The organism is Pseudomonas marginalis, from assembly GCF_900105325.1.
Classification (GTDB): domain Bacteria; phylum Pseudomonadota; class Gammaproteobacteria; order Pseudomonadales; family Pseudomonadaceae; genus Aquipseudomonas; species Aquipseudomonas marginalis.
In genome coordinates this window covers 729,500-753,733 of the sequence record NZ_FNSU01000003.1, presented here as the reverse complement: position 1 = coordinate 753,733, position 24,234 = coordinate 729,500, and the positions used below count along the sequence as shown (strand labels likewise).

The 24,234-nt window shown below is 61.4% G+C and carries 22 protein-coding genes; 12 read left to right on the top strand and 10 right to left on the bottom strand.

Features of this window, described 5'->3' with window-relative positions; translation table 11 throughout:
* Positions 1-20: 20 nt before the first annotated feature.
* Positions 21-3,623, bottom strand: coding sequence for a hypothetical protein (locus tag BLW22_RS12635; protein ID WP_143045125.1), 3,603 nt, complete (start codon positions 3,621-3,623; stop codon positions 21-23).
* A 155-nt stretch (positions 3,624-3,778) separates the two neighbouring features.
* On the bottom strand, positions 3,779-5,122 hold the full coding sequence (pssA, locus tag BLW22_RS12630) for a CDP-diacylglycerol--serine O-phosphatidyltransferase (RefSeq protein ID WP_074846587.1): 1,344 nt from the start codon (positions 5,120-5,122) through the stop codon (positions 3,779-3,781).
* Positions 5,123-5,247: 125 nt separating this feature from the next.
* On the opposite strand from pssA, the gene BLW22_RS12625 reads away from it, so the two are divergent.
* Together BLW22_RS12625 and BLW22_RS12620 are read left to right on the top strand one after the other, a co-directional pair.
* The gene (locus tag BLW22_RS12625) at positions 5,248-5,811 is read left to right on the top strand and encodes a TetR/AcrR family transcriptional regulator (protein ID WP_074846584.1); all 564 of its coding nucleotides are present in this window, start codon (positions 5,248-5,250) and stop codon (positions 5,809-5,811) included.
* Between the two features lie 54 nt (positions 5,812-5,865).
* Positions 5,866-6,345, top strand: a complete 480-nt coding sequence (locus BLW22_RS12620) for a nuclear transport factor 2 family protein (RefSeq protein ID WP_065948682.1) — start codon at positions 5,866-5,868, stop codon at positions 6,343-6,345.
* A 42-nt stretch (positions 6,346-6,387) separates the two neighbouring features.
* Here the strand turns inward: BLW22_RS12620 and BLW22_RS12615 are convergent, their stop codons facing one another.
* Both BLW22_RS12615 and BLW22_RS12610 read right to left on the bottom strand, forming a co-directional pair.
* On the bottom strand, positions 6,388-7,545 hold the full coding sequence (locus BLW22_RS12615) for a PQQ-dependent sugar dehydrogenase (RefSeq protein ID WP_065927746.1): 1,158 nt from the start codon (positions 7,543-7,545) through the stop codon (positions 6,388-6,390).
* 12 nt (positions 7,546-7,557) lie between these two features.
* Positions 7,558-7,872, bottom strand: a complete 315-nt coding sequence (locus tag BLW22_RS12610) for a hypothetical protein (RefSeq protein ID WP_065927747.1) — start codon at positions 7,870-7,872, stop codon at positions 7,558-7,560.
* Between the two features lie 184 nt (positions 7,873-8,056).
* On the opposite strand from BLW22_RS12610, the gene ku reads away from it, so the two are divergent.
* Complete coding sequence (ku, locus tag BLW22_RS12605) at positions 8,057-8,896, top strand: non-homologous end joining protein Ku (RefSeq protein WP_074846581.1); 840 nt, start codon at positions 8,057-8,059, stop codon at positions 8,894-8,896.
* Between the two features lie 24 nt (positions 8,897-8,920).
* Positions 8,921-11,398, top strand: a complete 2,478-nt coding sequence (ligD, locus tag BLW22_RS12600; protein ID WP_074846578.1) for a DNA ligase D — start codon at positions 8,921-8,923, stop codon at positions 11,396-11,398.
* Positions 11,399-11,416: 18 nt separating this feature from the next.
* On the opposite strand, the gene lpxO is transcribed toward ligD, so the two are convergent.
* Complete coding sequence (gene lpxO / locus BLW22_RS12595) at positions 11,417-12,316, bottom strand: lipid A hydroxylase LpxO (RefSeq protein ID WP_065927750.1); 900 nt, start codon at positions 12,314-12,316, stop codon at positions 11,417-11,419.
* A gap of 333 nt (positions 12,317-12,649) precedes the next feature.
* On the opposite strand from lpxO, the gene BLW22_RS12590 reads away from it, so the two are divergent.
* Positions 12,650-13,036, top strand: a complete 387-nt coding sequence (locus BLW22_RS12590; RefSeq protein WP_065927751.1) for a TIGR03067 domain-containing protein — start codon at positions 12,650-12,652, stop codon at positions 13,034-13,036.
* Between the two features lie 136 nt (positions 13,037-13,172).
* Here BLW22_RS12590 and BLW22_RS12585 read toward each other — a convergent pair whose 3' ends face one another.
* Positions 13,173-13,985 (bottom strand): class I SAM-dependent methyltransferase, encoded by an 813-nt coding sequence (locus BLW22_RS12585; RefSeq protein WP_065927752.1) that lies wholly within the window; start codon positions 13,983-13,985, stop codon positions 13,173-13,175.
* 154 nt (positions 13,986-14,139) lie between these two features.
* On the opposite strand from BLW22_RS12585, the gene BLW22_RS12580 reads away from it, so the two are divergent.
* The 5 genes from BLW22_RS12580 to BLW22_RS12555 all read left to right on the top strand — a co-directional run bounded on the left by BLW22_RS12580 (position 14,140) and on the right by BLW22_RS12555 (position 19,578).
* Positions 14,140-15,378: an MFS transporter gene (locus BLW22_RS12580; RefSeq protein ID WP_074848146.1), complete on the top strand. Its 1,239-nt coding sequence runs from the start codon at positions 14,140-14,142 to the stop codon at positions 15,376-15,378.
* Between the two features lie 49 nt (positions 15,379-15,427).
* Complete coding sequence (locus BLW22_RS12575) at positions 15,428-16,003, top strand: hypothetical protein (RefSeq protein WP_065927754.1); 576 nt, start codon at positions 15,428-15,430, stop codon at positions 16,001-16,003.
* A gap of 71 nt (positions 16,004-16,074) precedes the next feature.
* On the top strand, positions 16,075-16,401 hold the full coding sequence (locus BLW22_RS12570; protein WP_027607902.1) for a DUF2388 domain-containing protein: 327 nt from the start codon (positions 16,075-16,077) through the stop codon (positions 16,399-16,401).
* A 221-nt stretch (positions 16,402-16,622) separates the two neighbouring features.
* Positions 16,623-18,209, top strand: a complete 1,587-nt coding sequence (locus BLW22_RS12560) for an ABC-F family ATPase (protein ID WP_074846575.1) — start codon at positions 16,623-16,625, stop codon at positions 18,207-18,209.
* Positions 18,210-18,405: 196 nt separating this feature from the next.
* Positions 18,406-19,578 carry an MFS transporter gene (locus BLW22_RS12555; protein ID WP_065927756.1) on the top strand — a complete coding sequence of 391 codons (1,173 nt, stop codon included), beginning with the start codon at positions 18,406-18,408 and terminating at the stop codon, positions 19,576-19,578.
* Here BLW22_RS12555 and BLW22_RS12550 read toward each other — a convergent pair.
* Positions 19,572-20,609, bottom strand: coding sequence for an alpha/beta hydrolase family protein (locus BLW22_RS12550; protein WP_065927757.1), 1,038 nt, complete (start codon positions 20,607-20,609; stop codon positions 19,572-19,574). The genes BLW22_RS12555 and BLW22_RS12550 overlap by 7 nt on opposite strands.
* A 240-nt stretch (positions 20,610-20,849) precedes the next feature.
* The gene (locus tag BLW22_RS12545; protein ID WP_065927758.1) at positions 20,850-21,461 is read right to left on the bottom strand and encodes an FMN-dependent NADH-azoreductase; all 612 of its coding nucleotides are present in this window, start codon (positions 21,459-21,461) and stop codon (positions 20,850-20,852) included.
* 126 nt (positions 21,462-21,587) lie between these two features.
* On the opposite strand from BLW22_RS12545, the gene BLW22_RS12540 reads away from it, so the two are divergent.
* On the top strand, positions 21,588-22,496 hold the full coding sequence (locus tag BLW22_RS12540) for a LysR substrate-binding domain-containing protein (RefSeq protein ID WP_074846572.1): 909 nt from the start codon (positions 21,588-21,590) through the stop codon (positions 22,494-22,496).
* The gene (locus BLW22_RS12535; protein ID WP_074846569.1) at positions 22,493-22,855 is read left to right on the top strand and encodes an MmcQ/YjbR family DNA-binding protein; all 363 of its coding nucleotides are present in this window, start codon (positions 22,493-22,495) and stop codon (positions 22,853-22,855) included. The genes BLW22_RS12540 and BLW22_RS12535 overlap by 4 nt, the downstream gene beginning before the upstream one ends.
* Here BLW22_RS12535 and BLW22_RS12530 read toward each other — a convergent pair.
* Together BLW22_RS12530 and BLW22_RS12525 are read right to left on the bottom strand one after the other, a co-directional pair.
* Positions 22,838-23,221 carry a DUF1294 domain-containing protein gene (locus tag BLW22_RS12530; protein ID WP_065927760.1) on the bottom strand — a complete coding sequence of 128 codons (384 nt, stop codon included), beginning with the start codon at positions 23,219-23,221 and terminating at the stop codon, positions 22,838-22,840. The two genes, BLW22_RS12535 and BLW22_RS12530, sit on opposite strands and share 18 nt — an antisense overlap.
* Positions 23,218-24,048 carry an undecaprenyl-diphosphate phosphatase gene (locus tag BLW22_RS12525; protein ID WP_074848144.1) on the bottom strand — a complete coding sequence of 277 codons (831 nt, stop codon included), beginning with the start codon at positions 24,046-24,048 and terminating at the stop codon, positions 23,218-23,220. Before BLW22_RS12525 ends, BLW22_RS12530 begins: the two co-directional genes overlap by 4 nt.
* Positions 24,049-24,234: the final 186 nt, after the last annotated feature.

Below are 24,234 nucleotides of genomic sequence, written 5' to 3'. Positions count from 1 at the left end.
TGGCGCGGGAGGTCGTCGGCTCAACGGGTTGGCTCGAAGCCGTTCAGTGGCGTGCCGAAAGGCGCGCCGCTGCGCGGGTCAATCGCATACCAGCGGCCGTTGTATGGCGTGGCGTGCATGTCGACCTCCCGATAACGCCCCGCCTTGCCCGCTGTCGGTGTCACCACGGGCGCCTCCGCGCCGCTCGCCTGCCCGGCTGCAACCAGCAGATACGCACGCAATTTCTCCTCGGCGGTCACCAGGTGTGGGACCGTCTTGCCCCACTTCATTGCCCCACCCGCCAGCAACGCCGGCAGTTTTACCAGTCCCTTGGTCGCGGCATTGATCATCTGCGGGTAACCATCCAGCGGGTTCAGCGCCGCACTGGTAAACAAACCGGACTGCTTGATGAAGTCAAATGCTCGATCGCTGAAACTCGCTCCAGCTTTCACCTGGGGCACTGCAATCGCCGATGGCTTGAGTCGTGTAACAAGCTGGGTCAGGCGGCTGGGCACCAGGGCCCTGGCAGAGCGGATCAGCGCCCGGGCCTGGCTACCCGCACCAATGGCCACGCCGACTACATCCAGTGCCAGGTTGGTCAGACCTGCGCTGATATTGCCTTGTTTGAACTCCTGATACGCCCCCACGAACGGCACGAACCCCAATAGAAAGGCATGATCGCGTGCCCGCGCCTCACGATGCTTCTCCAGCGGCAGTGACTCGCTTGCGCGTTGCAACATGCTTTCGGTGGGCTCGTAAAAGTTGTCCTGGGCGATCCTGTTGACGATGCTCGCTGTTTTTCGCGAACTGTAGGTGTCCGGGACGAACGATTCCGGCGTATGGCTGAGAGGTAATTCTCGCGCAGCAAATGCGCCGCCCAACGCCGACACGATCACCGCCTGGAACGCTGGGTTGGGATCAGGATGGGAGCCGTTGGCATAGGCGTCCAAATCAAGGTTCATCTGCGCGCCGCGCACCACCGGTAAATACACCAGGCCGTGGGGTGATGGAAAACCCTCGCGGTGAATGACGCCGTCGAGCTCCATCGCGTCGGTTAGATCCGTACGCTTGATGATCTTGCCGTTGGCGAACACCTCGAAATGCACGACCGTGGGTCCATGCTCAACGCGCATCAGGGTGCCGTGGCGCGCCCTGCTGGCGTCTTTGAGTGCGTCGGTCTCCTTGGCCTGGATCTCCCCGGTTTCCCGGCGCAAGGTGAAAAGTTCGACCTTGCCCAGTTCAAGCAACTTGCGATCCTCCAGAGGCAACTCGGCAAACATCAGCTTAAGCTTGGTGGCGTACGCGTCCTGGAGCTTCTTCCGGTGCTGGAGCACCGAGTTTTCCAGCAACTTATCCATCTCGGGCAGACGGCGAATACGTGTATCGAGCCTGGCCCGCGCCGCCTCGGTTACCTGGGGGGGCCGCGCGTGCTGGTAAGGCGTTTTCGCCGCCGCCGGGAAAGCAGGCATGTCGTCACTGAGCACCCATTTGCCCGGTGCCAGGTCGCCGGTCATATAGGTCTCCACCAACGAGCGGGTGCGCGGTTCCGAGATCGGCAGGTTGCGACGATCCTCTGCACTGGCCACATGCACGGTCATGCCTTCCAGTTCGGCCTGGGTGATACCAGGAAGCACGCGCAGCAATTCCTTGATCGCCAGCGCCTTGCGCGTCGGCAGTTCACTGCTCGCAGCCGTGAAGGCGGTGGCGACGTCTTCGCGCTGGCGGAAAAATACCCGCGCAGCCTCCTGGATATCCCCCGACGAGTATTCACCGTCACTGCGCTGCCTGATACAGCCGTTCAACACCCCCCAATCAGCGATGACTTTCAAGGCATTGAGTTGCATCAGCGTCGCCTGCGCGTCACTGACGGGTTCCAGGGTGGTCAAGTCGGTGACCTGCTGTTCATTCATCATCCTCGACGTCCCTGGCGCATTGTGATCGGCCAATGCGCAGCCCAGGCGCAGCTCCATCCAGGCCGGCGTGCCGATACTCACGGACTCGGGCACGTCGCGCACGAGCATTTCCGGCGCCGCCTGCGCCAGGCACACCTGGGCAGCCAACACCGCCAGCTTGGGTTCCAGGCCTTTGTTGTGCTGAAGGTGGCGCTCGATATCACGGCGTACCTGACTGAACGAGCGCCCCATGTTCGTTGGCTGGTAGATCGAATAGCCAGCCACTTCCCCGGGCTTGTCGGACATCGAGGGATCGACGTGCAGCTTGATCGCGGCGGTTACCAGTTGCTGGAGCAGCGTCCTGGGCAGCGTCGAGTTAGCGCCCTGGCCCACCTGCCAGCGCAGCGCGCCAGCCATTTGCTCGCCGAACGCCAAGGCATCCGGGCTGTCCAGCAGCCTGTCCAGGTGAGCCTGCGGGTCGGCCTGCAACGCCTGCAATGTGACCCCGGACAATGCGCTGAACCCACGAGCCAGGGGACCGCGCAGGCGGATGTCGGCCATGGTGCCCATGTGCTTTTGATCGTCTGCGGTCAAGGTGCCCGGCTTCCAGTCCCGGGGCAACAACGCGCCGTAGTCCCCCAATGGCGGCGGCGTTGGCAAGGCAGTGCGCAACCAGGCAACCAGGTTGCGCGTTTCACTCACGGTACGCGCCGAGCCCAAGCCCTTGAAATCCAGGAGCTGGCGCATGTCGTAGCGTGGCGTCGAGTACAGGGCGTTGCCCAAGGGCACGCTGAGCGCCGCCAGTGCCTCGAGCTCATCGTTCAGTTCCGGTACGGCTTCCACATAGCGGGTCAGATTCACCCAACCGCCTACCGGACTCAGGCGCTCAAGCCTGCCTTCAGACACCCTGAATGGCGCACCGGCCCAGGCAAAGCCCTCCTGCTCCAGCAGGCGAACCATTTGCGGGCACGTGACAAACCGCTGCAAACGCTCCACCGCAGCCTGGCTATGCCGGGGCAATGACGATGCCGGTGAAAGCTCGGTCTCATGATCCGACCAGTCCGTACGCGCAGTGTCCGGCAGTTCTTCAAGTTCTGCTTCAAGGCGATCGGCCAGGGCAAGGCGCTCCTCCAGTTCGCTGATCACTTGCCAGGTCTGCTCAAGGTTGCCGGCAGTGATCTGGCCGAGCCCTTGGCGCGGCAGCCACAATGCGTCGTCTGACCCGATAAAAGGCAGCCCCTGGTCCGAGGGGTCCAGCAGTTCTCGAATCGGCCTCAGGGTGCGGGAAACTTCGTTCCAGCCGGAGTTATCGGTCAGGCTGAATCTGACGGCGCTGCGTACACCATTATGGTTGGCATAACCCTCGATATGATCGCGGTGAAAGGTCAGGGTCGCAGGTTCAAGGCGCTGCTCGGCAATCCACTGTTGCAACGCTGGCCGGTTCAGCAGGTGTTGGTACAAGCGCGTTGCCATGCCCGGACTGCTGTCCGGCGGCACCTCGACCATCGTGTAGCCGCTGCTTTCAGCGGCGGCAACGCGCTCAGCCAACTGAGTGTCGGCGGCGGCAGTGCGGGCCTGATCCCGGGGAGGCAGTCGCGTCCACGGGCCAGCCGCGGCCGGCGTTGCATCGGCAGTGGATCGCCGCCTGCGCAGGGCGGGTGGTTGAGTCGGTATGGGATCAGGCGCAGCAGGCACTGCGCTGGGTGGGGTGGGAAACTCCGGAACGGATGGGCGGCTGTGAGGCAGTAGCATCAACATAGTCATCGCTCTCTCGGATGAGTCCATTAAGAATGGATCCGTCCATCCGTGAACGGTGAGAGGCACTGTAAAGACGCTTATCCCAGGCTGGATATAGGAACTGTCCGATACCCTCTACGATTGCATTGCTGATGATTTCACAAGGCGGCTTAAAGGATTCGGTACAGCAATCGCTCAATCCTCACCCGGCTGACGCGACGCAGGAACTTGCCCACCGCCTGCGGATAATCCACCAGGGTTTGCAAGTCCTGGTAACGCTCGATCCGCGTGGTGTGCTGGAAGATCTGCGCCAGTTCCGTGCGTCGCGGCTCCAGCCACTGGCCTTGGGGGTCATCGACGAGCAAGGCGTTTTCCAGGTCGAGACGAAACGCCCGTGGGTTGAGGTTGTTGCCGGTGAGCAAGGTGTAGCGCTGATCGACCCACATGCCCTTGAGGTGGTAGGTGTTGTCGCCGTCGCGCCACAGGTGCAGGTTCAACTGGCCGCTGTCGATCACCGGTTGATGACGCTTGGCAAAGCGGCGCAGGCTGATTTCATACAGGTACGGCAGTGCCGAGATCACCTTGAAGGGCTCGCTGGGCGGGATGTAGAAATCGTTGGCGGTCTTGTCGCCGACGATGATGTCGACCTTCACCCCACGCGCCAGGGCGCGGTTGATCTCCCGGGTCACCGGCAGCGGCAGGTTGAAGTACGGCGTACAGATGGTCAGTTGGTGCTGGGCGCTGGCGATCAGCTCGAGGATCACGCGGTTCAACGGGTTGTTCTTGCCCACGCCGAGCAACGGGCTGACAGACAGGTGGCCGTTGGGCAACTGCCCTGCCGTGGTGTCGTAGGCCGCGTGCTTGAGACGGCTGCGCAGGTCGCCGATGTCGTTGCGCAGGCTGCGGGTGGTCGGCGGGTTGGGCAGGTCGAGGCGGTGCACGGCCTTGGAGGTCACCAGGCCGTGTTCCACCAAGTGCTGCATGGAGTCCGCCAGGGGCTGGCTGTGGATCAGGTGGTAACGGTCGAAGCGGTATTTATCGAACTTGTGCAGGTACACGTTGTTAAGGCTGGCACCGCTGTACAACACGCTGTCATCGATCACAAAGCCCTTGAGGTGCAGCACACCGAACAGCTCGCGGGTTTGCACCGGTACGCCGTACACCGGCACTTCACTGGCATGGCGCTGCGTCATGGCCTGGTACCAGGCGCTGTTGCCCGGTTGCTTGCCGGCGCCGATCAGCCCGCGCTGGGCGCGCAGCCAGTCGACTACCACCACGATGTCCAGTTCCGGCCGTGCGGCCTTGGCGGCGTGCAGGGCGTCGTAGATCTCCTGCCCTGCCTCGTCCTGCTGCAGGTACAACGCGACGATGTAGATGCGGCGGGTGGCCGTGGCGATGTTCTCCAGCAGGCAGCGACGGAAAGCGTCAGCGCCGGACAGCACGTCAATGGCGTCGGGAGTCAGGGGAAAACCGCGCAGTTTGGGCAACAGGGAGCGTTTGAAGAACGACGGCATAAGGCTCGCAATGGGTCGAATCCGAAGAGGCCCCGAGCTTACACCATGGGGGTGCTCAGGTCTTGCAGTGGCAGAGAGTAAAATTCTTGTTGACCAAGAAGAACGATCGTTCTACTTTTCAAGCCATGAACGATATGACTCATAACGAAACACGCGACATTATCCTCGACGTCACCGAGAAGTTGATCTATCGCCACGGCATCGCCGCCACCGGCATGGACTTCCTGGTGAAAACCGCCGGCGTCTCGAGAAAAAGCATTTACCGTTACTTCGCCAATAAAGATGAGCTGGTGATCGCGGCCCTGCAGCGCCGTGACGAGCGCTGGATGCACTGGCTGCGCGGCGAAGTGGAGCGCGTCGATGGCAGCGGCGCACGCTTGCTGGCGCTGTTCGACGCGCTCAAGGCCTGGTTCGGCTCGGCGGATTTTCGCGGTTGCGCCTTTATCAACACCAGTGGCGAAACCGGCGACCCGCACGACCCGGTCCGCCTGCTGGCCAAGGCCCATAAACAGAAACTGTTCGAGTACGCATTCGAACTGTGCCAAGCACATGGTACCCCCGCCCCCGAACGGCAGGCCGCGCAACTGCTGATCCTGATCGATGGCGCCATTACCGTTGCCCTGGTCATGGGTGATTCAACAGCTGCCGATAATGCGCAATGCATGGCGCGAACGTTATTGGGACTGTGAACGCACCCGCCTGGCAACTTTCGATAACGCTGTATGGTTTTAAGGAGCCGCCTGATGTCATCTACCGCAGAAACACGTCCGCCCTTGCCGCCGTTTACCCGTGAATCGGCGATTGAAAAAGTGCGCCTGGCCGAAGACGGCTGGAATTCCCGCGACCCGCACCGGGTGTCGCTGGCTTACACCCTGGACACGCAATGGCGTAACCGTGCCGAATTCGCCCATGACCGCGAAGAGGCCAAGGGTTTTCTCACGCGCAAATGGGCCAGGGAGCTGGATTATCGGCTGATCAAGGAGCTATGGGCCTTTACCGACAACCGCATCGCCGTGCGCTATGCCTACGAATGGCACGACGACTCGGGTAACTGGTTCCGCTCCTATGGCAATGAGAACTGGGAATTCGACGAGAACGGCCTGATGGCCAATCGTTTCGCGTGCATCAACGACCTGCCGATCAAGGAGAGCGAACGCAAGTTCCACTGGCCGCTGGGACGGCGCCCGGATGATCATCCGGGGTTGTCCGAACTCGGGCTTTGACTGAAGCCGCAAGCTTGAAACTTCAAGCTTGCGGCTCATTGCTCAATCCTGATTGAGGCCCACCCGATACAGCACGCCATCGTCCTCATCCGTCAGCACATACAGAAAGCCATCCGGCCCCTGCCGCACATCGCGAATGCGTGCCTTCAAGCCGCCCAGCAAGCGCTCCTCATGGATAACCTTGTCGCCATCGAACTGCAGACGAATCAGTTCCTGGCTGGCCAGCGCACCGATGAACACGTTGTGCTGCCACGCCTTGAACCGGTCGGCGTCGTAGAAGGCCATGCCACTGATGGCCGGTGATTTCTCCCACACATGGTGGGGCGCTACGGTGCCTTCTGCGGTCTTGCCCTTGGCCTCGGGAATCGGTGTCAGCGAATAGTTGATGCCGTGAGTCGCCAGCGGCCAGCCGTAGTTCTTGCCGCGCTCGATAATGTTGATTTCATCACCGCCGCGCGGCCCGTGTTCGTTTTCCCAGAGCGTGCCACTCCATGGGTTCAGCGCCAGCCCTTGCGGATTGCGCTGGCCGTAGGACCAGATCTCGGAACGTACCCCGGCTTGACCGACAAACGGGTTGTCATCGGGCACGCGGCCATCCGGGTAGATCCGTACGACTTTGCCCTGCAGCTTGTCCAGGTCCTGGGCGGTCGGGCGGTCGTTGTTTTCCCCCAGGGTCACGAACAGGTAGCCATCGCGGTCGAAGGCCAGGCGCGAACCGAAGTGGTTGCCGGTGGAGAGTTTCGGCTCCTGGCGCAGGATCACGTTGAAATCGGTCAAGCCACTCATGTCCTTAGCCAGGCGCCCGCGCCCCACTGCGGTGCCGGCCGTACCGCCCTTGCCACCGCCTTCGGCGTACGTCAGGTAGACCATGCGGTCCTGCTTGAAGTCCGGCGACAGCACCACATCGAGCAAACCGCCCTGCCCCTTGGCCCACACCTCAGGCACGCCGGTCAACGGCGCAGACAGCTTGCCGTCCGGACTGACAAGGCGCAGGCGCCCCGGACGCTCGGTCACCAGGAACCCTTGCTGGTCGGGTAGAAACGCCACGGCCCACGGGTGATCGAGGCCTTTGGCGATCGGGGTCGCGGTGATGCTGCCTTGTTCACTGGGGAACTGCTGCCCATCGGCGGCATAAACGGCCGTCTGCGCAAGCAGGGTGGTGGCGCACAGGGTGGCGAGCAGGGTTTTGCGTATAAACATAAGACAGCGTCCTTACCGGCGATTGCCGTTGGCATCATAGGTGGGGGCTTTGGAGTCGGTGGCTGGGCGGCTGGGGGCCGCATCGCGTTGCGGGTAGCGATTGCCGATACCACCGTTTTCCAGGGTCGGTGCGCGCGGCGTCGGCACGGTCTGAATACCACGCACCGCCGGCGTATTGGGCTGGGTGCCCTGCATGCTGTTGGGATTGGCCCGGTGGATCGGGCCGGTATTGGAATCGCTTCTGCCGGGCAGGTTTTGCGCGAGGGCAACTGGCCCAAGTGCCAGGCCCAACACCAGCACCGCGAGATGACGCACACAGCTGTTCATGACAAAGCCTCTCTGGGGCGAGGAGTACGTGCTTTCGATACCACGCTACGCCCTGGGTTCGGCTTTCGTAACTAAATAGTTTCTGATCAGGTGTAACGAGATCTGTCCGCGCATCTGCCCGGCGAAACTTTTCACGCAGCCTTCGAGTCACCAGAACACAGCTTCTTGTTAAGGAATCGCACGTATGCCACGGGCAATCTGGAAAGGCGCCATCAGTTTCGGCCTGGTTCATATTCCGGTATCGCTGGTCTCGGCCACGTCCGCCCAGGGCGTGGATTTCGACTGGCTGGACAAGCGCAGCATGGACCCGGTGGGCTACAAACGCATCAACAAGGCCACAGGCAAGGAGGTCTCCAAGGAGAATATCGTCAAGGGCGTGGCGTTTGAGAAGGGTCGCTATGTGGTGCTCAGTGAAGAGGAAATTCGCTCGGCCCACCCTAAATCGACCCAGACCATCGAGATCATCGCCTTCGTCGACAGTGACCAGATCCCGCTGCCGAACATCGACACCCCCTACTTCCTGGCCCCGGACAAACGCGGTGGCAAGGTCTACGCGCTGCTGCGCGAAACCCTGAACAAAACCCGCAAGGTCGCCCTGGCCAACGTGGTGCTGCATACCAAGCAGCACCTGGCGGCAGTGATGCCCCTGGAGTCGGCGCTGGTGCTGGTGATGCTGCGCTGGCCCGCCGAGGTGCGCGGCCTGGATGAACTGGAACTCCCCAACGACGTGACCAAACCGAGCCTGGCCAAGGGCGAGCTGGACATGGCCAAGCGTCTGGTGCAAGACATGAGTGCAGACTGGCAGCCCGAGGACTATCGCGACAGTTTTCAGGAAAAAATCATGGCGCTGGTGGCGAAGAAGGCCAAGGCCGGCAAGATCGAAGACGTCGAATCCCAGGAAGGCAGTGAGGAGCGCAAGTCGGCCGATGTGATCGATTTGACCGAGCTGCTCAAACGCAGCCTGGCCGGCAAACCGACGACGAAAAAACCGGCGGCAAAAAAAGCCGGCAAAAAGGCCTCTTGAGCCTGCCATCTACAGGAGAACCCCATGGCAAAGCCCCTGAGCGAATACAACCGTAAACGCGATTTCGAGGTCACCGCCGAGCCATCAGGCAGCTCACCGGGCCGTAAACGCAAGGCATCGGCACTGAGCTTCGTGATCCAGAAGCACGATGCGCGCAACCTGCATTATGACTTCCGCCTGGAACTGGACGGCGTGCTGCTTAGTTGGGCGGTGCCCAAAGGCCCGAGTCTGGACCCGAGCCAGAAACGCTTGGCTGTCCATGTTGAAGATCATCCCATCAGCTATGGCGGATTCGAGGGCAGTATCCCGGCCGGCCAATACGGCGCCGGCGACGTGATCGTGTGGGACCGCGGTGTGTGGAAGCCCCACGACGACCCGCACAAGGCCTATGCCGCCGGCAAACTCAAATTCACCCTGGTCGGTGAGAAGCTCTCGGGTGACTGGGCGCTGGTGCGTACGCGCCTCAAGGGCAGCGGCGACAAGGAGCAGTGGCTGCTGATCAAGGAAAAAGACCAACAGGCGCGCCCCGCCGCCGACTACGACATTGTCCAGGCCCAACCCAAAAGCGTGCTCAGCGGCGCATCCGTGGGCAAAACCAAGCCCAAACCACGCGCAAAAACACAGAAAGCCACAGCCGCCTTACCCGATCAATTCGCGCCGCAATTGGCAACCCTGGTTGACCGCGCGCCCGAGGGCGATTGGCACTACGAAATCAAGTTCGACGGTTACCGCATGCTCGCCCGCATACGCGACGGCGAGGTTCGCCTGTTCACGCGTAACGGCCACGACTGGACCGAACGCCTGCCACGCCAGGCCAAGGCCTTGCACGCCCTCAAGCTCAAGGACAGCTGGCTCGATGGCGAGGTGGTCAGCCTCAATGGTGATGGCCTGCCGGACTTTCAGGCGCTGCAAAATGCCTTTGATATCGGCCGCAGCCTGGACATTGTCTACTACCTGTTCGACGCGCCGTTTTTAAACGGCAGCGATCAGCGCCAGGCGCCGCTGGAGGAGCGTCGCGCCGCGCTCAAAGACGCCTTGTCCGGCAGCCGCAGCAAACTGCTGCGCTTCTCCGAAGCGTTTGCCGCCAACCAGCAGGATATTTTCGAAAGCGCCTGCGACCTGGCCTTGGAAGGCGTGATCGGCAAGCGCAAGGGCAGCCCCTACGTCTCCACTCGAAATACCGATTGGATCAAGCTCAAATGCCGCCTGCGCCAGGAGTTCGTGATTGTCGGCTACACCCGCCCCCAGGGTTCGCGCAGTGGTTTCGGCGCGCTGCTGCTGGCAGTCAATGACGATGGCGGGCTGGTCTACGCCGGGCGGGTGGGCACCGGGTTCGACCAGGCCTCATTGAAAAACATCTACGCCCAACTCACCCCTCTGGAGCGCAAGGCATCGCCTCTGGAAAAACCCCTCACCGCCGCCCAGGCACGGGGTGTGCACTGGGTGGAACCGCGCCTGGTCGGCGAAGTGCAATTTGCCGAGTGGACCCGCGAAGGCGTGGTGCGCCAGGCGGTCTTCGTGGGGTTGCGCACCGACAAGCCCGCAGGGCAGATCATCCATGAACAGCCGCGCACGGCAAAATCCCTCAAAGCGCTGAAAAGCCAGAAGCCCAGCAGCGGCGTGAACATCACTCACCCCGAGCGCGTCATCGACCCGCAAAGCGGCACACAAAAACAGCAATTGGCGCAGTTCTACGAAGGCATCAGCGAATGGATCCTGCCCTTCCTGCGCCATCGCCCCGTGTCCCTGCTCAGGGCTCCGGAAGGCATCGAGGGCGAGCAGTTCTTCCAGAAGCACGCGGAGCGCCTGGCGATTCCGAACATCAAGCAACTGGACCCGGCACTGGATCCAGGCCATGCGCGCCTGATGGAGATCGACACGACGAAAGCGCTGATTGGGGCCGTGCAAATGGGCACCCTCGAACTGCATACCTGGGGCGCCACCTCGGACAAGATCGAAACCCCGGACCTGTTTGTGCTGGACCTTGACCCGGACCCGGCGCTGCCCTGGAAAACCATGCTGGAAGCCGCTCAGCTCACCTTGTCGGTACTCGACGAGCTGGGGTTGGAAGCCTTCGTCAAGACCAGCGGCGGCAAAGGCTTGCACCTGGTCATACCGTTGGCGCGGCGGGATGGCTGGGACAGCGTAAAGGCCTTTGCCAAGGCCATTGCCCATTTCATGACCGAGCAACTGCCCGAGCGCTTCACCGCCACCTCCGGGCCGAAAAACCGTGTAGGCAAGATCTTTATCGATTACCTGCGCAATGCACGAGGCGCGAGCACCGTGGCGGCTTATTCGGTGCGCGCACGCCCTGGGCTGCCGGTGTCGGTGCCGGTCAGTCGCGAGGAATTGAAGGGCTTGCGCGGCGCTCAGCAATGGACGGTGGCCAACCTGCACCAACGCTTGCACGGGCTGAAGGTTGATCCTTGGGCCGGCTACGCCAATCGGCAGAAGATCAATAAAAAAATGTGGGAAAAGTTGGGCGCAAAGCCACCGGAGTGACTAACGCCCGGGTCGACTTCAAATCAGTATGAAGATGAGTGCCAGTGCCGCGAAGATCGCCCATTTTTCCAGGTAGTAACGTGTGCGGTTGCGTTTTTTCAGCTCTTTACCACGCAAGCGAATCTTGTACAGCCGGTTAAACGCGCGATTGAGCCCGCCGGTCTTGTCGCCTGCATCGTTGGGCGAGCCTGCAGCGGCCATGACGTTACGACTGAACCAACGGTTGAACGTGGCAGCCCAGCGATATTTCATCGGCCGCTCGATATCGCAAAACAGGATGATGCGGTTCTGCTGCGTGGTGTTTTCGGCGTAGTGGATGTAGGTCTCGTCAAACATCACTGCCTCACCGTCACGCCAGTAATAGTTCTCGCCGTCCACATTGATATAGCAGCCCGGATCATTCGGGGTCACCAGACCCAAGTGATAACGGTACGAACCGGCGTAGGGGTCACGGTGGCGCACCAGCTTGGAACCCGGTGGCAACTCGGCGAACATTGCCGCCTTGATCGAGCCGATGCCCTGCAACAGCTCGGTGGTACGCGGGCATAGTTTCATCGCCGAAGGATGGCTTTCGCCGTACCATTTCAGGTAAAAGCGCTTCCAGCCAGACTTGAAGAACGAGTTGAAACCTACATCGTTGTACTGGTCCGAGCGCTTGATTTCACCCATCTGCATGAGGTTCAGGCCCTCCTCGCGAATCTCCTTCCAATGCGCCTCAAGGGGGCTCAAGTCAGGAAAGTCACTGGGTGACAGGTAGGGGCGGCCGGGTAGCCTGGAGCACAGGTACAGCAAGCAGTTGATCGGGGCCAGGAAGGTCGAATGATCACTGAGTTGGCGGCCCAGCTTATGCCGCACCCGACCACGCAGGTGTACATACGCAATGGAGGCAACGTAGAGAACAACAATGATGAGTTTCAAGGAATTTCGTCACATGTCAGAAGAAAACAGGCTGCTCCTGCGCGCCCACAACGGCTGAGGATGGATAGCAGCGTCTGAAATCACAATTCACACAATTGGCACGACCGGCTGAGTAATGTCCCGATACGTGGTCCGTGGCAGTTATTTAGCCACAGTTTGTAACCAAAAGTTAATCAAGAATTGTGAAAACCTGTCTAGTGAATGTGCCAGGCAGACGCCTTGACGGGCAGGCCTTGGGGCACGGCAACCACCGATCATCGAACGGCGAAAGATGGTAAAAGGCTGCACCGCCGGCAACGTCCGGCAATTACCCCTCAGCAAAAAGGAATTTGTATGTCAGCCCTTTCAGATCCGGATAGTCAAGCCCTTCAAGGCGCCTGGGAGCAAACCTCACTCGAAGACAGTGGCGTACTCAATCCCATCGATGCCCACAGCGCTCCGGGTGCTTTAACCACCATCAGCGGCGACCGCTTCGAAGTGAAGACCGTCAGTGGCGAGGTGTTGTTGGCGGGCCGGTTTTTCCTCGACAGCAGCACGGTTCCCAAAAGCATTACCTGGGTGGACGCCCTGGGCGATGACGCCGGTAAGCACCTGCCCGCCAGTTATCGCCTTGAGGGGGATTCATTTGTGTTCATTGCTGCGGATGAAGGTATGCCCAGGCCCATCGTGTTCAGTACCGGCCCAGGCCAAACCATGCGCACTTTCGTGCGCCGCGCTTGATGCTGTGCGCCATCCGAACGCGCGACAGCATTTTCACAAAGCCTTCACTTTCAGCCCTATAGGGTGAAGCCTACCTACTCCAGTAAATCCCTTGGCCCGCCAGTGCGCGGTTTTTTTTTGCCTGGTGCGAATCGGCTCAGGCGGGACGCCTGGTGGCGGCCAGCGTGAAGCACAGGGGCAACTGGGCAGGCTGGTGCTCGTACTGGTCGTAAAGTTCTTCGCGATTGGAGTGGGCATATTCCTGCAGATGGTCGATCTGCAATTGCGCAGCAATCGCCGCGCTCACCACATCCCCCAGGGTGTGCACATACCAATAGGAGGTCGGCCCCGCCACTTCGCCCTGCCCCTCATAGACAATCGACTCCTGCAGCACAAAAGGCTCACGCTGGAAGTAGGAACTGGCCGGCAACAGTGGGTCTGGCGCGCGCGGGTCGAACATTTCCAGAAACGGGTGGGTTTCATACATCACCAGCGTGCCACCGGGTTTCAAGGTCCTCGCAACATGGCGCATGAACAGCGCCACATCCGGCATCCAGCCCAGCACGCCGATGGTCACCAAGGCAATGTCGAAGCGCTCGTGCAAGCGGGATGGCAACTGGTGGATATCGCTTTCGATGAATTCCGGGTTGTGGGGCGAAACGTCGGCAAGCTCACGGGCCTGCTGCAGGAACGCCCGGGATTGATCCACACCGACCACCGAGCACGCGCCCAGGCCAAACAGCGACAGGCTTTCGCGACCGTTATTGCAGCACACCTGCACTACCTCTTTGCCGGCAACGCCGATGTCTTGCAACAGCCCGGTAAGGGTGGGGTCCAGGCACGAAAACCCAGGGTCGCGGACCCCGTTAAGCAGGGCGCTCCAGGTCTCGGTGGTTTTATGCAGGTCGGCGGATTGATCCCAGGCGTCCTTGTTGCAGGCAATCGCCTGTTGAGCTGAGGGCATGTCCATTGCGTCTCCAGATAAGTCATACGGCGAGGCAAAGAAAATAAGCCACAAGCCCGCAGATTAAAACCCCAGCAGCAGGCGAAACTAAATGAACTGCGCGCAGGTCACTAGCGCAATGAGTGTTCAGCCTTTGAACGCCCCCTGCGAAGTCCTGATCGTGGCCAAACACGCCGACCTGCGTAATACCCTGTCCCTGGACAGCCTGAATTTTTTCCTGGCGGATGTGCGCGACGGCCTCGGTCCATACCTGGCCATCTATCTGCTGGCGGTGCACAAGTGGGATCCGGCCAGTATCGGCGTAGTCATGACCCTGGCAGGTATCGCCGCGCTGATCACCCAGGGCCCGGCGGGTGCCCTGATCGACCGCACACGCAGCAAACGCGCTGTGATTGCCGTTGCCGCCCTGCTGGTGACCGGCAGTTGCCTGCTGCTGCCCTTCGTCAGTTCATTCAGCCTGGTTGCCTTGACCCAGGCGGCCAGTGCCATCGCTGCCTCGGTGTTCGCCCCGGCGATCTCCGCAATTTCCCTGGGCATTACCGGGCCACGTGCGTTCACCCGGCGCACCGGGCGCAACGAAACCTTCAACCATGCCGGCAACGCTGTGGCGGCGCTGTTGGCCGGCGGCCTGGCGTACCTGTTCGGACCCGTGGTGGTGTTCTACCTGATGGCCTTTATGGCAGTGGCCAGTGTCGTCGCGGTCAGTTGCGTCTCCGCCAAGGCGATCGACCATGAGGTGGCCCGGGGCTTCGACCCTGCCCACCACAGCGACCATGAGCAGCCGTCCGGCATTGCGGTCTTGCTGGCCAACCGGCCGTTATTGCTGTTTGCCGTCTGCTGCGCCCTCTTCCACCTGGCCAATGCGGCGATGCTGCCACTGGTCAGCCAGAAGCTCTCGCAGATCAACCTGCAGATGGCCACGCCGCTGACCTCGGCCTGTATTGTCGCCGCACAATTGGTGATGGTGCCGATGGCCTGGCTGGTGGGCAGCAAGGCCGACGTGTGGGGGCGCAAGCCGCTGTTGCTGTTCGGCTTCATGATCCTGCCGCTGCGTGGCGTGCTCTATACCCTGTCCAGCGATCCCTACTGGCTGGTGGCCGTGCAGATGCTCGACGGTATCGGCGCGGGGATCTTCGGTGCGCTGTTCCCGGTGATCGTCAAGGACCTGACCCAGGGCACCGGGCGTTTCAACGTCAGCCTGGGGGCGCTGTCCACCGTATTTGGGCTGGGCGCGGCCTTGAGCAGCAGCCTGGCCGGTTTTGTGGTGCAGCAGGCCGGCTACAATGCGGCCTTCCTCACCCTGGCCGGGGTGGCGGGCGTCGCGTTGGCGCTGTTATGGCTGGCGATGCCGGAGCCCCTGGCAAAACCCATCTTCGCGCCTCACGCATCTGCGGCCTGATATAAGCGACACTGTGCGCCGAACCCAAACAGCAAATGGAGTTGCCCCTATGAAGAAATACTTCCTGTATCCGCTACTGCTTCTGCTCGCAGGATGCAGCACGGGGCCCTATCTGCATCCGGAGTCGACGGTGGGCAGCAACGCCCTACTTTCGCGCACCTGCCCCGGCCCGAAAGCGGCGATGAGCTATGCCCCACTGGCAGAAGAACTCAACTGGGTTCATGTGCTGGTCTATGTTGCGCCACCCGGCACATCCAGCTGGCCGGGTAACCAGCGCTCAACCGCTGCTGAACTGCGCCTGTTCGGACGGCTCTACCCATCCAATAACACAGCAGCCGTCAAACAGGCCGACCCGACGCTTTGGGTCAGTGCAGCGTCGCCCGTTGTCACGGTCACCCTGGCGAATGGGCAAAGCTATCCTGTCACCATTGAACAACTCAAAACCGGTTTCGACCCCAGGAAAACATTCCACAGCGGGTTCAAAGGGACAGCGTTGGGCCAAGGCGACATGGATGATTTCACGCTTACCTTCCCGGACATATTCGTCAACGGTGAAAAAGTCCCTATGGCCCCGATTCACTTCAAGAAACGCGAAGAGCGTTATGCGCCTGTGTTTAATTGCTGACGGGCCGGGTTTCTGGCGCTCAGCCGACTCTGTTATCGTGCGTCCTTCGACCGCAATGGAAGCATCGAAGAATGAATTCCTGGAAGACGCTGGCAATCGCCCTCATGGCATCGATCAGCACCAACGCTATGGCATGGTATGTGGAGAACCCGGTCGAGAGAGCGCTGAGCGCCACCACCCTGTTCCCGACCATTGTCCTCGGCGGGACCACGGCATTTACGGTCTACTCGCCCTCAGTAATGAAAAAAGCGAAGGATGATGCCCTTGCATTCATTGGCTCCGAGGGCGAAATTCGCGGCGCTCAGTTTGAGCAGGCATCACTACACTACCGCTCGGCCCCTCACACGCGCCCCATGACCGACATGCAGCTCGCGCAGGCAATCGCAACAACTTACTGAGCGCGGCTTCGTCGAGAATGGCTTGCCACATTCAAAGCGCTGAACATCCGTCGTCGGCCGCCATACAACTGTCGCCTGACATATGCGACAATGCGCGCCAAATTCCAACACACATCCCCCATTTTTTGCTCAGCGACCGGGTTTCGCGCCTTGATGTCGCTGTTGATGCATGCCTGAAGGCTCCTGCCGCCACGCTCGCAACCCATTGATAGGTAAAGTAATTGATCTCCACAGCTAACATCACCATGCAGTTCGGCGCCAAGCCGCTCTTTGAGAACGTCTCGGTCAAGTTCGGCGCCGGCAACCGGTATGGTCTGATCGGTGCCAACGGTTGCGGCAAGTCGACCTTCATGAAAATCCTCGGCGGCGACCTCGATCCGTCCGGCGGACAGGTCATGCTGGAGCCGAATGTGCGCCTGGGCAAGCTGCGCCAGGACCAGTTCGCCTACGAAGAATTCACCGTGCTCGACACCGTGATCATGGGGCACGAGGAGCTGTGGAAGGTCAAGGCCGAGCGCGACCGTATCTACTCGCTGCCGGAAATGAGCGAAGACGACGGCATGGCCGTGGCCGAGCTGGAAACCGAATTCGCCGAGATGGACGGCTACACCGCCGAATCCCGTGCCGGTGAACTGCTGCTGGGCCTGGGTATTCCCCTGGAACAGCATTTCGGCCCGATGAGCGAAGTGTCCCCCGGCTGGAAACTGCGTGTGTTGCTGGCCCAGGCGCTGTTCTCGGACCCGGAAGTGCTGTTGCTCGACGAACCGACCAACCACTTGGACATCAACACCATCCGCTGGCTGGAAAACATCCTGACCCAGCGCTCCAGCCTGATGATCATCATCTCTCACGACCGTCACTTCCTGAACAGCGTGTGCACCCACATGGCTGACCTGGACTACGGCGAGCTGCGCCTGTTCCCGGGCAACTACGACGAGTACATGACCGTGGCGACCCAGTCCCGCGAGCAACTGCTGTCGGACAACGCCAAGAAGAAAGCGCAGATCTCCGAGCTGCAGTCCTTCGTCAGCCGCTTCTCGGCCAACGCCTCGAAAGCCAAGCAGGCGACGTCCCGTGCCAAGGCGATCGACAAGATCCAGCTGGCCGAGGTCAAGCCTTCGAGCCGCGTGAGCCCGTTTATCCGTTTCGAACAAACCAAAAAGCTGCACCGCCAGGCGGTCATCGTCGAGCGCATGGCCAAAGGTTTCGACGGCAAGCCGCTGTTCAAGGACTTCAGCTTCCAGGTTGAAGCCGGCGAGCGCGTGGCGATCATCGGCCCGAACGGTATCGGCAAGACCACCCTGCTGCGCACCCTGGTCAACGAACTGACCCCGGATGCCGGCAGCATCAAGTGGACCGACGCCGCGGAACTGGGCTACTACGCCCAGGACCACGCCAGCGACTTCGAAAACGACATGAGCCTGTTCGACTGGATGGGCCAGTGGACTCAAGGCGAGCAAGTGATCCGTGGCACCCTGGGGCGCATGCTGTTCTCCAACGACGAGATCCTCAAGTCGGTCAAGGTGATCTCCGGTGGTGAGCAAGGCCGCATGCTGTTCGGCAAGCTGATCCTGCAAAAGCCGAACGTGCTGATCATGGACGAACCGACCAACCACTTGGACATGGAATCCATCGAGGCGCTGAACCTGGCGCTCGAGAACTACCCGGGCACGCTGATCTTCGTCAGCCACGACCGTGAGTTCGTATCGTCCCTGGCCACCCGCATCATCGAGTTGAGCGCCAACGGCGTGATCGACTTCAGCGGCACTTACGACGATTACCTGCGCAGCCAAGGCGTGGTGTTCTAACAGTAGCGACCTGAAACCCTGGGAGCATGCTTGTTGTGGCGAGGGAGCTTGTTGTGGTGAGCAGGCTTGCCCCGCTCACCACAACAAGCCCGCTCGCCACAGTAAGCCGGTTTCTCAGCCAAAGTAGTTAGCCTGCTTCCTTTTCCCCCAAGCCCTTGCCATGATGCGTTCACCGCCCGCCCGCGAACGAGTGCCCATGTCCAACGCCTCCTCCTCCCTGTCGATCACCCTGCAGATCGTCTCCATCGTCTTCTACACCTTCATCGCCTTTATCTGCATCGGCCTGCCGATTGCGGTAATCCCGGGCTATGTCCATGAGCAACTGGGCTTCAGCGCGGTGGTGGCCGGGATTACCATCGGCTCGCAGTACCTGGCAACTCTGCTCAGCCGTCCCATGGCCGGGCGCATGTCCGACAACGTCGGCACCAAGCGCGCGATTGTGCTGGGGCTGGCGGGCATCCTGGTCAGCGGTGTGTTGACGTTCTTCGCCACCCTGGTGGACAGCCTGCCCAGCCTGAGCCTGGGGATTCTGATACTCGGCCGGCTGTTGCTGGGCGTGGCCCAAGGCCTGATCGGCGTGGGCACCATCAGTTGGTGCATGGGCCAGGTCGGGGCGGAGCACACGGCGCGGTCGATTTCGTGGAATGGCATTGCCTCCTACGGCGCCATCGCCATCGGCGCGCCACTCGGAGTGGTGATGGTCGCCGAATATGGCTACACCAGCCTGGGTATCGCGCTGTCGGTATTGGCGGCGCTGGGCCTGGTGCTGATCCGCAATAAACCCTCGGTGCCGGTGGTACGCGGCGAGCGCCTGCCGTTCTGGGCGGTGTTCGGGCGCATTGCACCCTTTGGTGCCAGCCTGTGCCTGGCGTCCATCGGCTACGGCACCCTGACCACCTTTATCACCCTGTATTACCTCAATCGCGGCTGGGCCGGCGCGGCGTACTGCCTCACGGTGTTTGGCGTGTGTTTTATCCTCTCGCGGCTGCTGTTCATCTCCGCGATCAGCCGGTTTGGCGGCTTCAGGGCGGCGATTGCCTGCATGATCATCGAGACCCTGGGCCTGACGCTGCTGTGGCTGGCACCCTCCACCGGCGTAGCCTTGATCGGTGCAGGGCTGACCGGCTTTGGCTTGTCGCTGGTGTACCCGGCGCTGGGCGTGGAGGCCATCAAGCAGGTGCCCAACAGCAGCCGCGGTGCGGGCCTGAGTGCTTATGCGGTGTTTTTCGACCTGGCCCTGGCGATTGCCGGGCCGTTGATGGGCGCCGTGGCGTTGAACCTGGGTTACAGCTGGATCTTCTTCTGCGCAGCGCTGTTATCGGTCACGGCGCTGGGCGTGACCTTGCTGCTCAAGCGCCGCGCTTACTGATCGGCGGTCTGCAAACCGGCGCGGGTAGCCTGGCCGAGGGTGTGGGTGAAAAAACGCCCGGCCTCGGAGATCAGGTCGCGGTGGATGCCTTCGCGGTCGACGCCATCGGCATCGGTGCAGATCGCCGGCATCGCGGCCAGTTGGTCGCTGTCACACGGCGCCATGAACACGAAGTGCCCTGCCCCCGCCAGCAGCTTGAAGTCCGGTGGCTCCGGCAGTTTGCGTGCCAGGGCGGCGGCGTTCTTGTCGACCGCCACCAGCTTGTCGCCGTCGCCGCTGTAGAGCAGCACCGGCACATGCACATCGGCCAGGGTGTGGCGGCCGAACATCAGGCTCAACGGCGCCATCAACATCAAGGCATGAATGCGCGGGTCGGATTGCGGTTGCAGGTCGTCACGGTCCACCACCAGTTCGCCCTTGGTGGTACAGGCATCACGATCTTCGGGGCGTTCCTGGCAATAGCGACGCAGGCGGTCGAAGTCCGGCTTGGCCCCCGCCAGGATCAACGCGGTTTCGCCACCGGCCGAATAGCCGATAACGCCCACCTGATCGACGTTGACGAACGGCGACAGCATCGGGTCGCCCAGGGTCGCGGTGATCGCTTCGGAAATCTGGATCGGCCGGCCGTACAGGTTACTCACCGTGCCCAGGCGGCTGTGGTCCTTGTAGTTATCGCCGGGATGCAACACCGCGACCACCACAAAGCCTTTGCGCGCCAGGGAAGTGGCCAGGTCATGCAGGGCCAGCGGCGTACCGGTGTTGCCATGGGACAGCATCAGCATCGGAAAGCGGCCAATGGCGATCTTGGAATCTTCGCTGGCGGCGACGTGATAGGGACCCAGTTGCGTGCTGTGTTCATCGTCGGTGGACGGGTAGAAGGCCACGGCTTTCATCGGCTGCAGGTCCAGCGGGTCGAGAAAGGTCATGCGATGGAAGCCCACACTCCAATGGGGGTGCGGCGCGGGCGCGGCGTGCACTGAAATCAGGCCGCCGAGCAGGGAAAGAACCATAACGGCACAAAGACGCATCATGAGGATGTCCACCTTTGCTGCGTGACCACGTTCAACACCCGCGGCATGTCTATATGAAAAGTCCATGGTTCAAGGCACTCGCATCGGGTGATAAACCCATGCTTGCATAACCTGGGCCAACGTAATGACAGCGGGTAAACGAAAAAACTCCGTATTCCGGTCGTTTCAGGCGACAAGAATACAGAGTTTAGGCGCCCGGCTTCGGATTGAAACCGAGCAGAGGCGAAATTTACACAAGCCTTACGCAGCAGCGAACAATTGTTCGTTGATGAGCACGTTGGCGTCGCTCAAGGCCTTGCTGCGGAACTCATCGCCATAGGCCAGGCCATGGGCGCGGACGAATTCGATGTCGGTAATGCCGAGGAAGCCCAGCATCACTTTGAGGTATTCCTCGTGGGCCACACCGGTTGCCTGGCCAACATGCAGGCCGCCGGAGGTGGACACAATGATGACTTTCTTGTTACCGCACAGGCCTTCAGGGCCTGCTTCGGTGTAACGGAAGGTCTGTCCGGCAACGGCGATGCGGTCGATCCAGGCTTTCAACTGGGTTGGAATGGTGAAGTTGTACATCGGCGCACCGATCACCACGGCGTCGGCGGCAAGGAATTCGGCCAGGCTGTTGGCACTCAGGTCGGCCTCGTGCTGTTGTGCGGCGTCACGCAGCTCGGCGGCGGTGCCCAGGGCGCCCAGGGTCGCGCCGGAGAAGTGGTTGATGCCTTCGCTGGCGAGGTCACGGTAGGTCACTTCCACACCCGGCTCGGCCGCCTGCCAGGCCTTGACCACGCCAGTGCTGAGCTGACGGGAAGCCGAGTTGTCGCCGAGGATGCTGGAATCGATGTGCAACAGTTTCATGGTGGATCTCCGAGTGTGGGATCGACAGTGGCGATCAGATGGAGGGGATGCTACGCATGAAACCAATAGTCGATAAGACGCCTGAAATGCGATAGTTTGTCCCACTGACAGGACAATAGGCTGACCATGCAAGACCTCAACGACCTCTACTATTTTGCCAAAGTCGTCGAAGCCGGTGGCTTTGCGGCGGCCGGGCGGCTGTTGGGCATTCCCAAGTCGCGGCTGTCGCGGCGCATTGCCGAGCTGGAAGAGCGCCTCGGCGCGCGCCTGCTGCAACGCACCACGCGGCAACTGACCCTGACCGCCGTCGGCGAGCGCTACCTGCGCCATTGCCAGGCGATGCTGCTGGAAGCAGAGATGGCCGACGAGGCCGTCGCCAGCATGTCCAGTGAACCGCGCGGGCGGCTGAGGGTGACGTGCCCGGTGGGGCTGGCGCAAAACATAATGCCGGATGTGGTTGCGGGTTTTCTGGCTGCCCACCCCCAGGTGCAGCTGGAGATGACCCTGGTCAACCGCCGTGTCGACCTGGTAGCCGAAGGCATCGATGTGGCGCTGCGCGTGCGCGAACTGGGCGATGAAGACCCGCTGCTGGTCACCAAGCGCCTGCGCCCCGCCCAGACGGCCCTGGTCGCCAGCCCGAACTTTTTGCACGGTCGGCACATCAACACCCTCGACGACCTCAAGCAACTGCCGATACTCGGCGCGCTGGAAGCAGACCGCATGGTGCACCAACGCATCCTCGATCCTGAAGGCACCCCCCACGACCTGGTGATGGAAGCGCGCCTGGGCGTCGATGACTTCAACGTACGCAAGGCCAGCGCCATCATGGGCCTGGGCTTTACCGTGCTGCCGCTGATGTACTGCGAAGAAGAACTGGCCAGCGGCCGGCTCGTACAGTTGCTGCCGGAGTGGTCATTGCCGGGCGGCTGGCTGCAGGCCGTCTACCCGCATCGCCGCGGCGTGCTGCCGGCGATTCGCGCCTGGATCGATTACCTGGAAGAAGGCTTCAAAAGCTGCGGAGACCGCCTGCTATGAAAATGACCGAAGCACAGGTCGCGACGTTCTGCCTGAGCCTGCCCGGCGCGCGGGAAGACTACAAATGGGGCGGCGTGCGGGTGTTCTCGATCGCCGGCAACAAGATGTTCGCCCTGCAGAATCTGCGCGGCGACTCGCTGGCGTTCAAGGTCGACAAGGACTTGTTCCTCGGCCATGTGGACCGTCCCGGCATCCACCCGGCGCCGTACCTGGCACGCGCGCAGTGGATCATCATGAACACGCCCTACCCGCTGGGGGCCGAGGAACTGCGTAGCCTGTTGCAGCGCTCCCACCAGTTGGTGGTGAGCAAACTGCCCAAGCGCACACAGGTGGGGTTGCAGCTAGAGAACGGACAGTAGCGTGCCACCGAGGAACAACTGGTCCAGCCAGAACACCTGGTGCAACAGCACGATCACCCAGAACAGCACCTGGTAAGACACCTTGCGCGTCTTGTGCCGGAACACCTGCTGGGCAATCAGCGCCCCCGGCCAGCCGCCCGCCAGCTCCACGGCGTGGAGGATGTTCTCCGGGGTGCGCCAGCTGTCGGTGCGGGCCTTGCGCTTGTCGCTCCAATACAGGAAAAATGCGATGACGCTGACCACCCCATAGGCCACCAGCGGAATCACGGTTTCGCCGCGTTGCCACACCAATACTGCCCCCACCAGCGGCGCCGCGCACAGCAGCACAAAGATCGCCGCTTTCAGGCGCGGATGCTGAATCATCATGCCTTGGCCGCTGCCCAGTCGATCCAGCCGAATTGCCAGGTCGCCAGGATCAGCAGGCCGAACGCAATGCGGTACCAGGCGAACGCCGCGTAGCTATGGCTGGCGATGAACTTGAGCAGGCCCTTGACCGCGATCATCGCGAAGATGAACGAGGTGACGAAGCCGATGGCGAACACCGGCAGGTCCGCCGGCTGGAACAGGTCGCGGTATTTGTAGCCCGAGTACACCGCCGCACCGACCATGGTCGGCATGGCCAGGAAGAATGAAAACTCGGTGGCGGTCTTGCGCGACAGGCCGAACAGCAGGCCGCCGATGATAGTCGAGCCGGAGCGCGACGTACCCGGGATCATCGCCAGGCACTGGGCAAAACCGACCTTGAGCGCGTCTTTCCAGGTGATGTCGTCGACGCTTTCGGCGTGCACTTCATGCTCGCGGCGCTCGGCCCACAGCATGACGATGCCGCCGATCACCAACGCGGCGGCCACGGTGATCGGGTTGAATAGGTAATGGTGGATCAGGTCGGCAAAGATCACCCCCAGCACCACGGCCGGCAGGAACGCGATCAGCAGGTTGACCGTGAAGCGCTGGGCGTTGCGCTGGGTGGGCAAGCCGGTGACTACATCGAGGATCTTGCGCCGGAATTCCCAGACCACCGCGAGGATCGCACCCAGCTGGATGATGATGTTGAACGCCATGGCGCGTTCGCCGCCGAAGGCGAGCAAATCGGCGACAATAATCTGGTGTCCGGTGCTGGAGATCGGCAGGAACTCGGTAAGCCCCTCCACGACGCCAAGAATCAATGCCTGAATGGCGGTCCAAAAATCCATGCTTCCCCCAAAGGTCATGCGCTGTGGCATGCCTTATCAATCTTTTAATGGTTCACTGACGAGCGCACTCAAGTGCCCGGTGTTGACCATGGTCAATTCCGGCCTGCAAAAATTCTGTGAAAAATCAGGCAGTACTCAGGTTTTGCGATTTCAGGCCGAAAGCCTATCAGACGAGGCGTAAAAGTC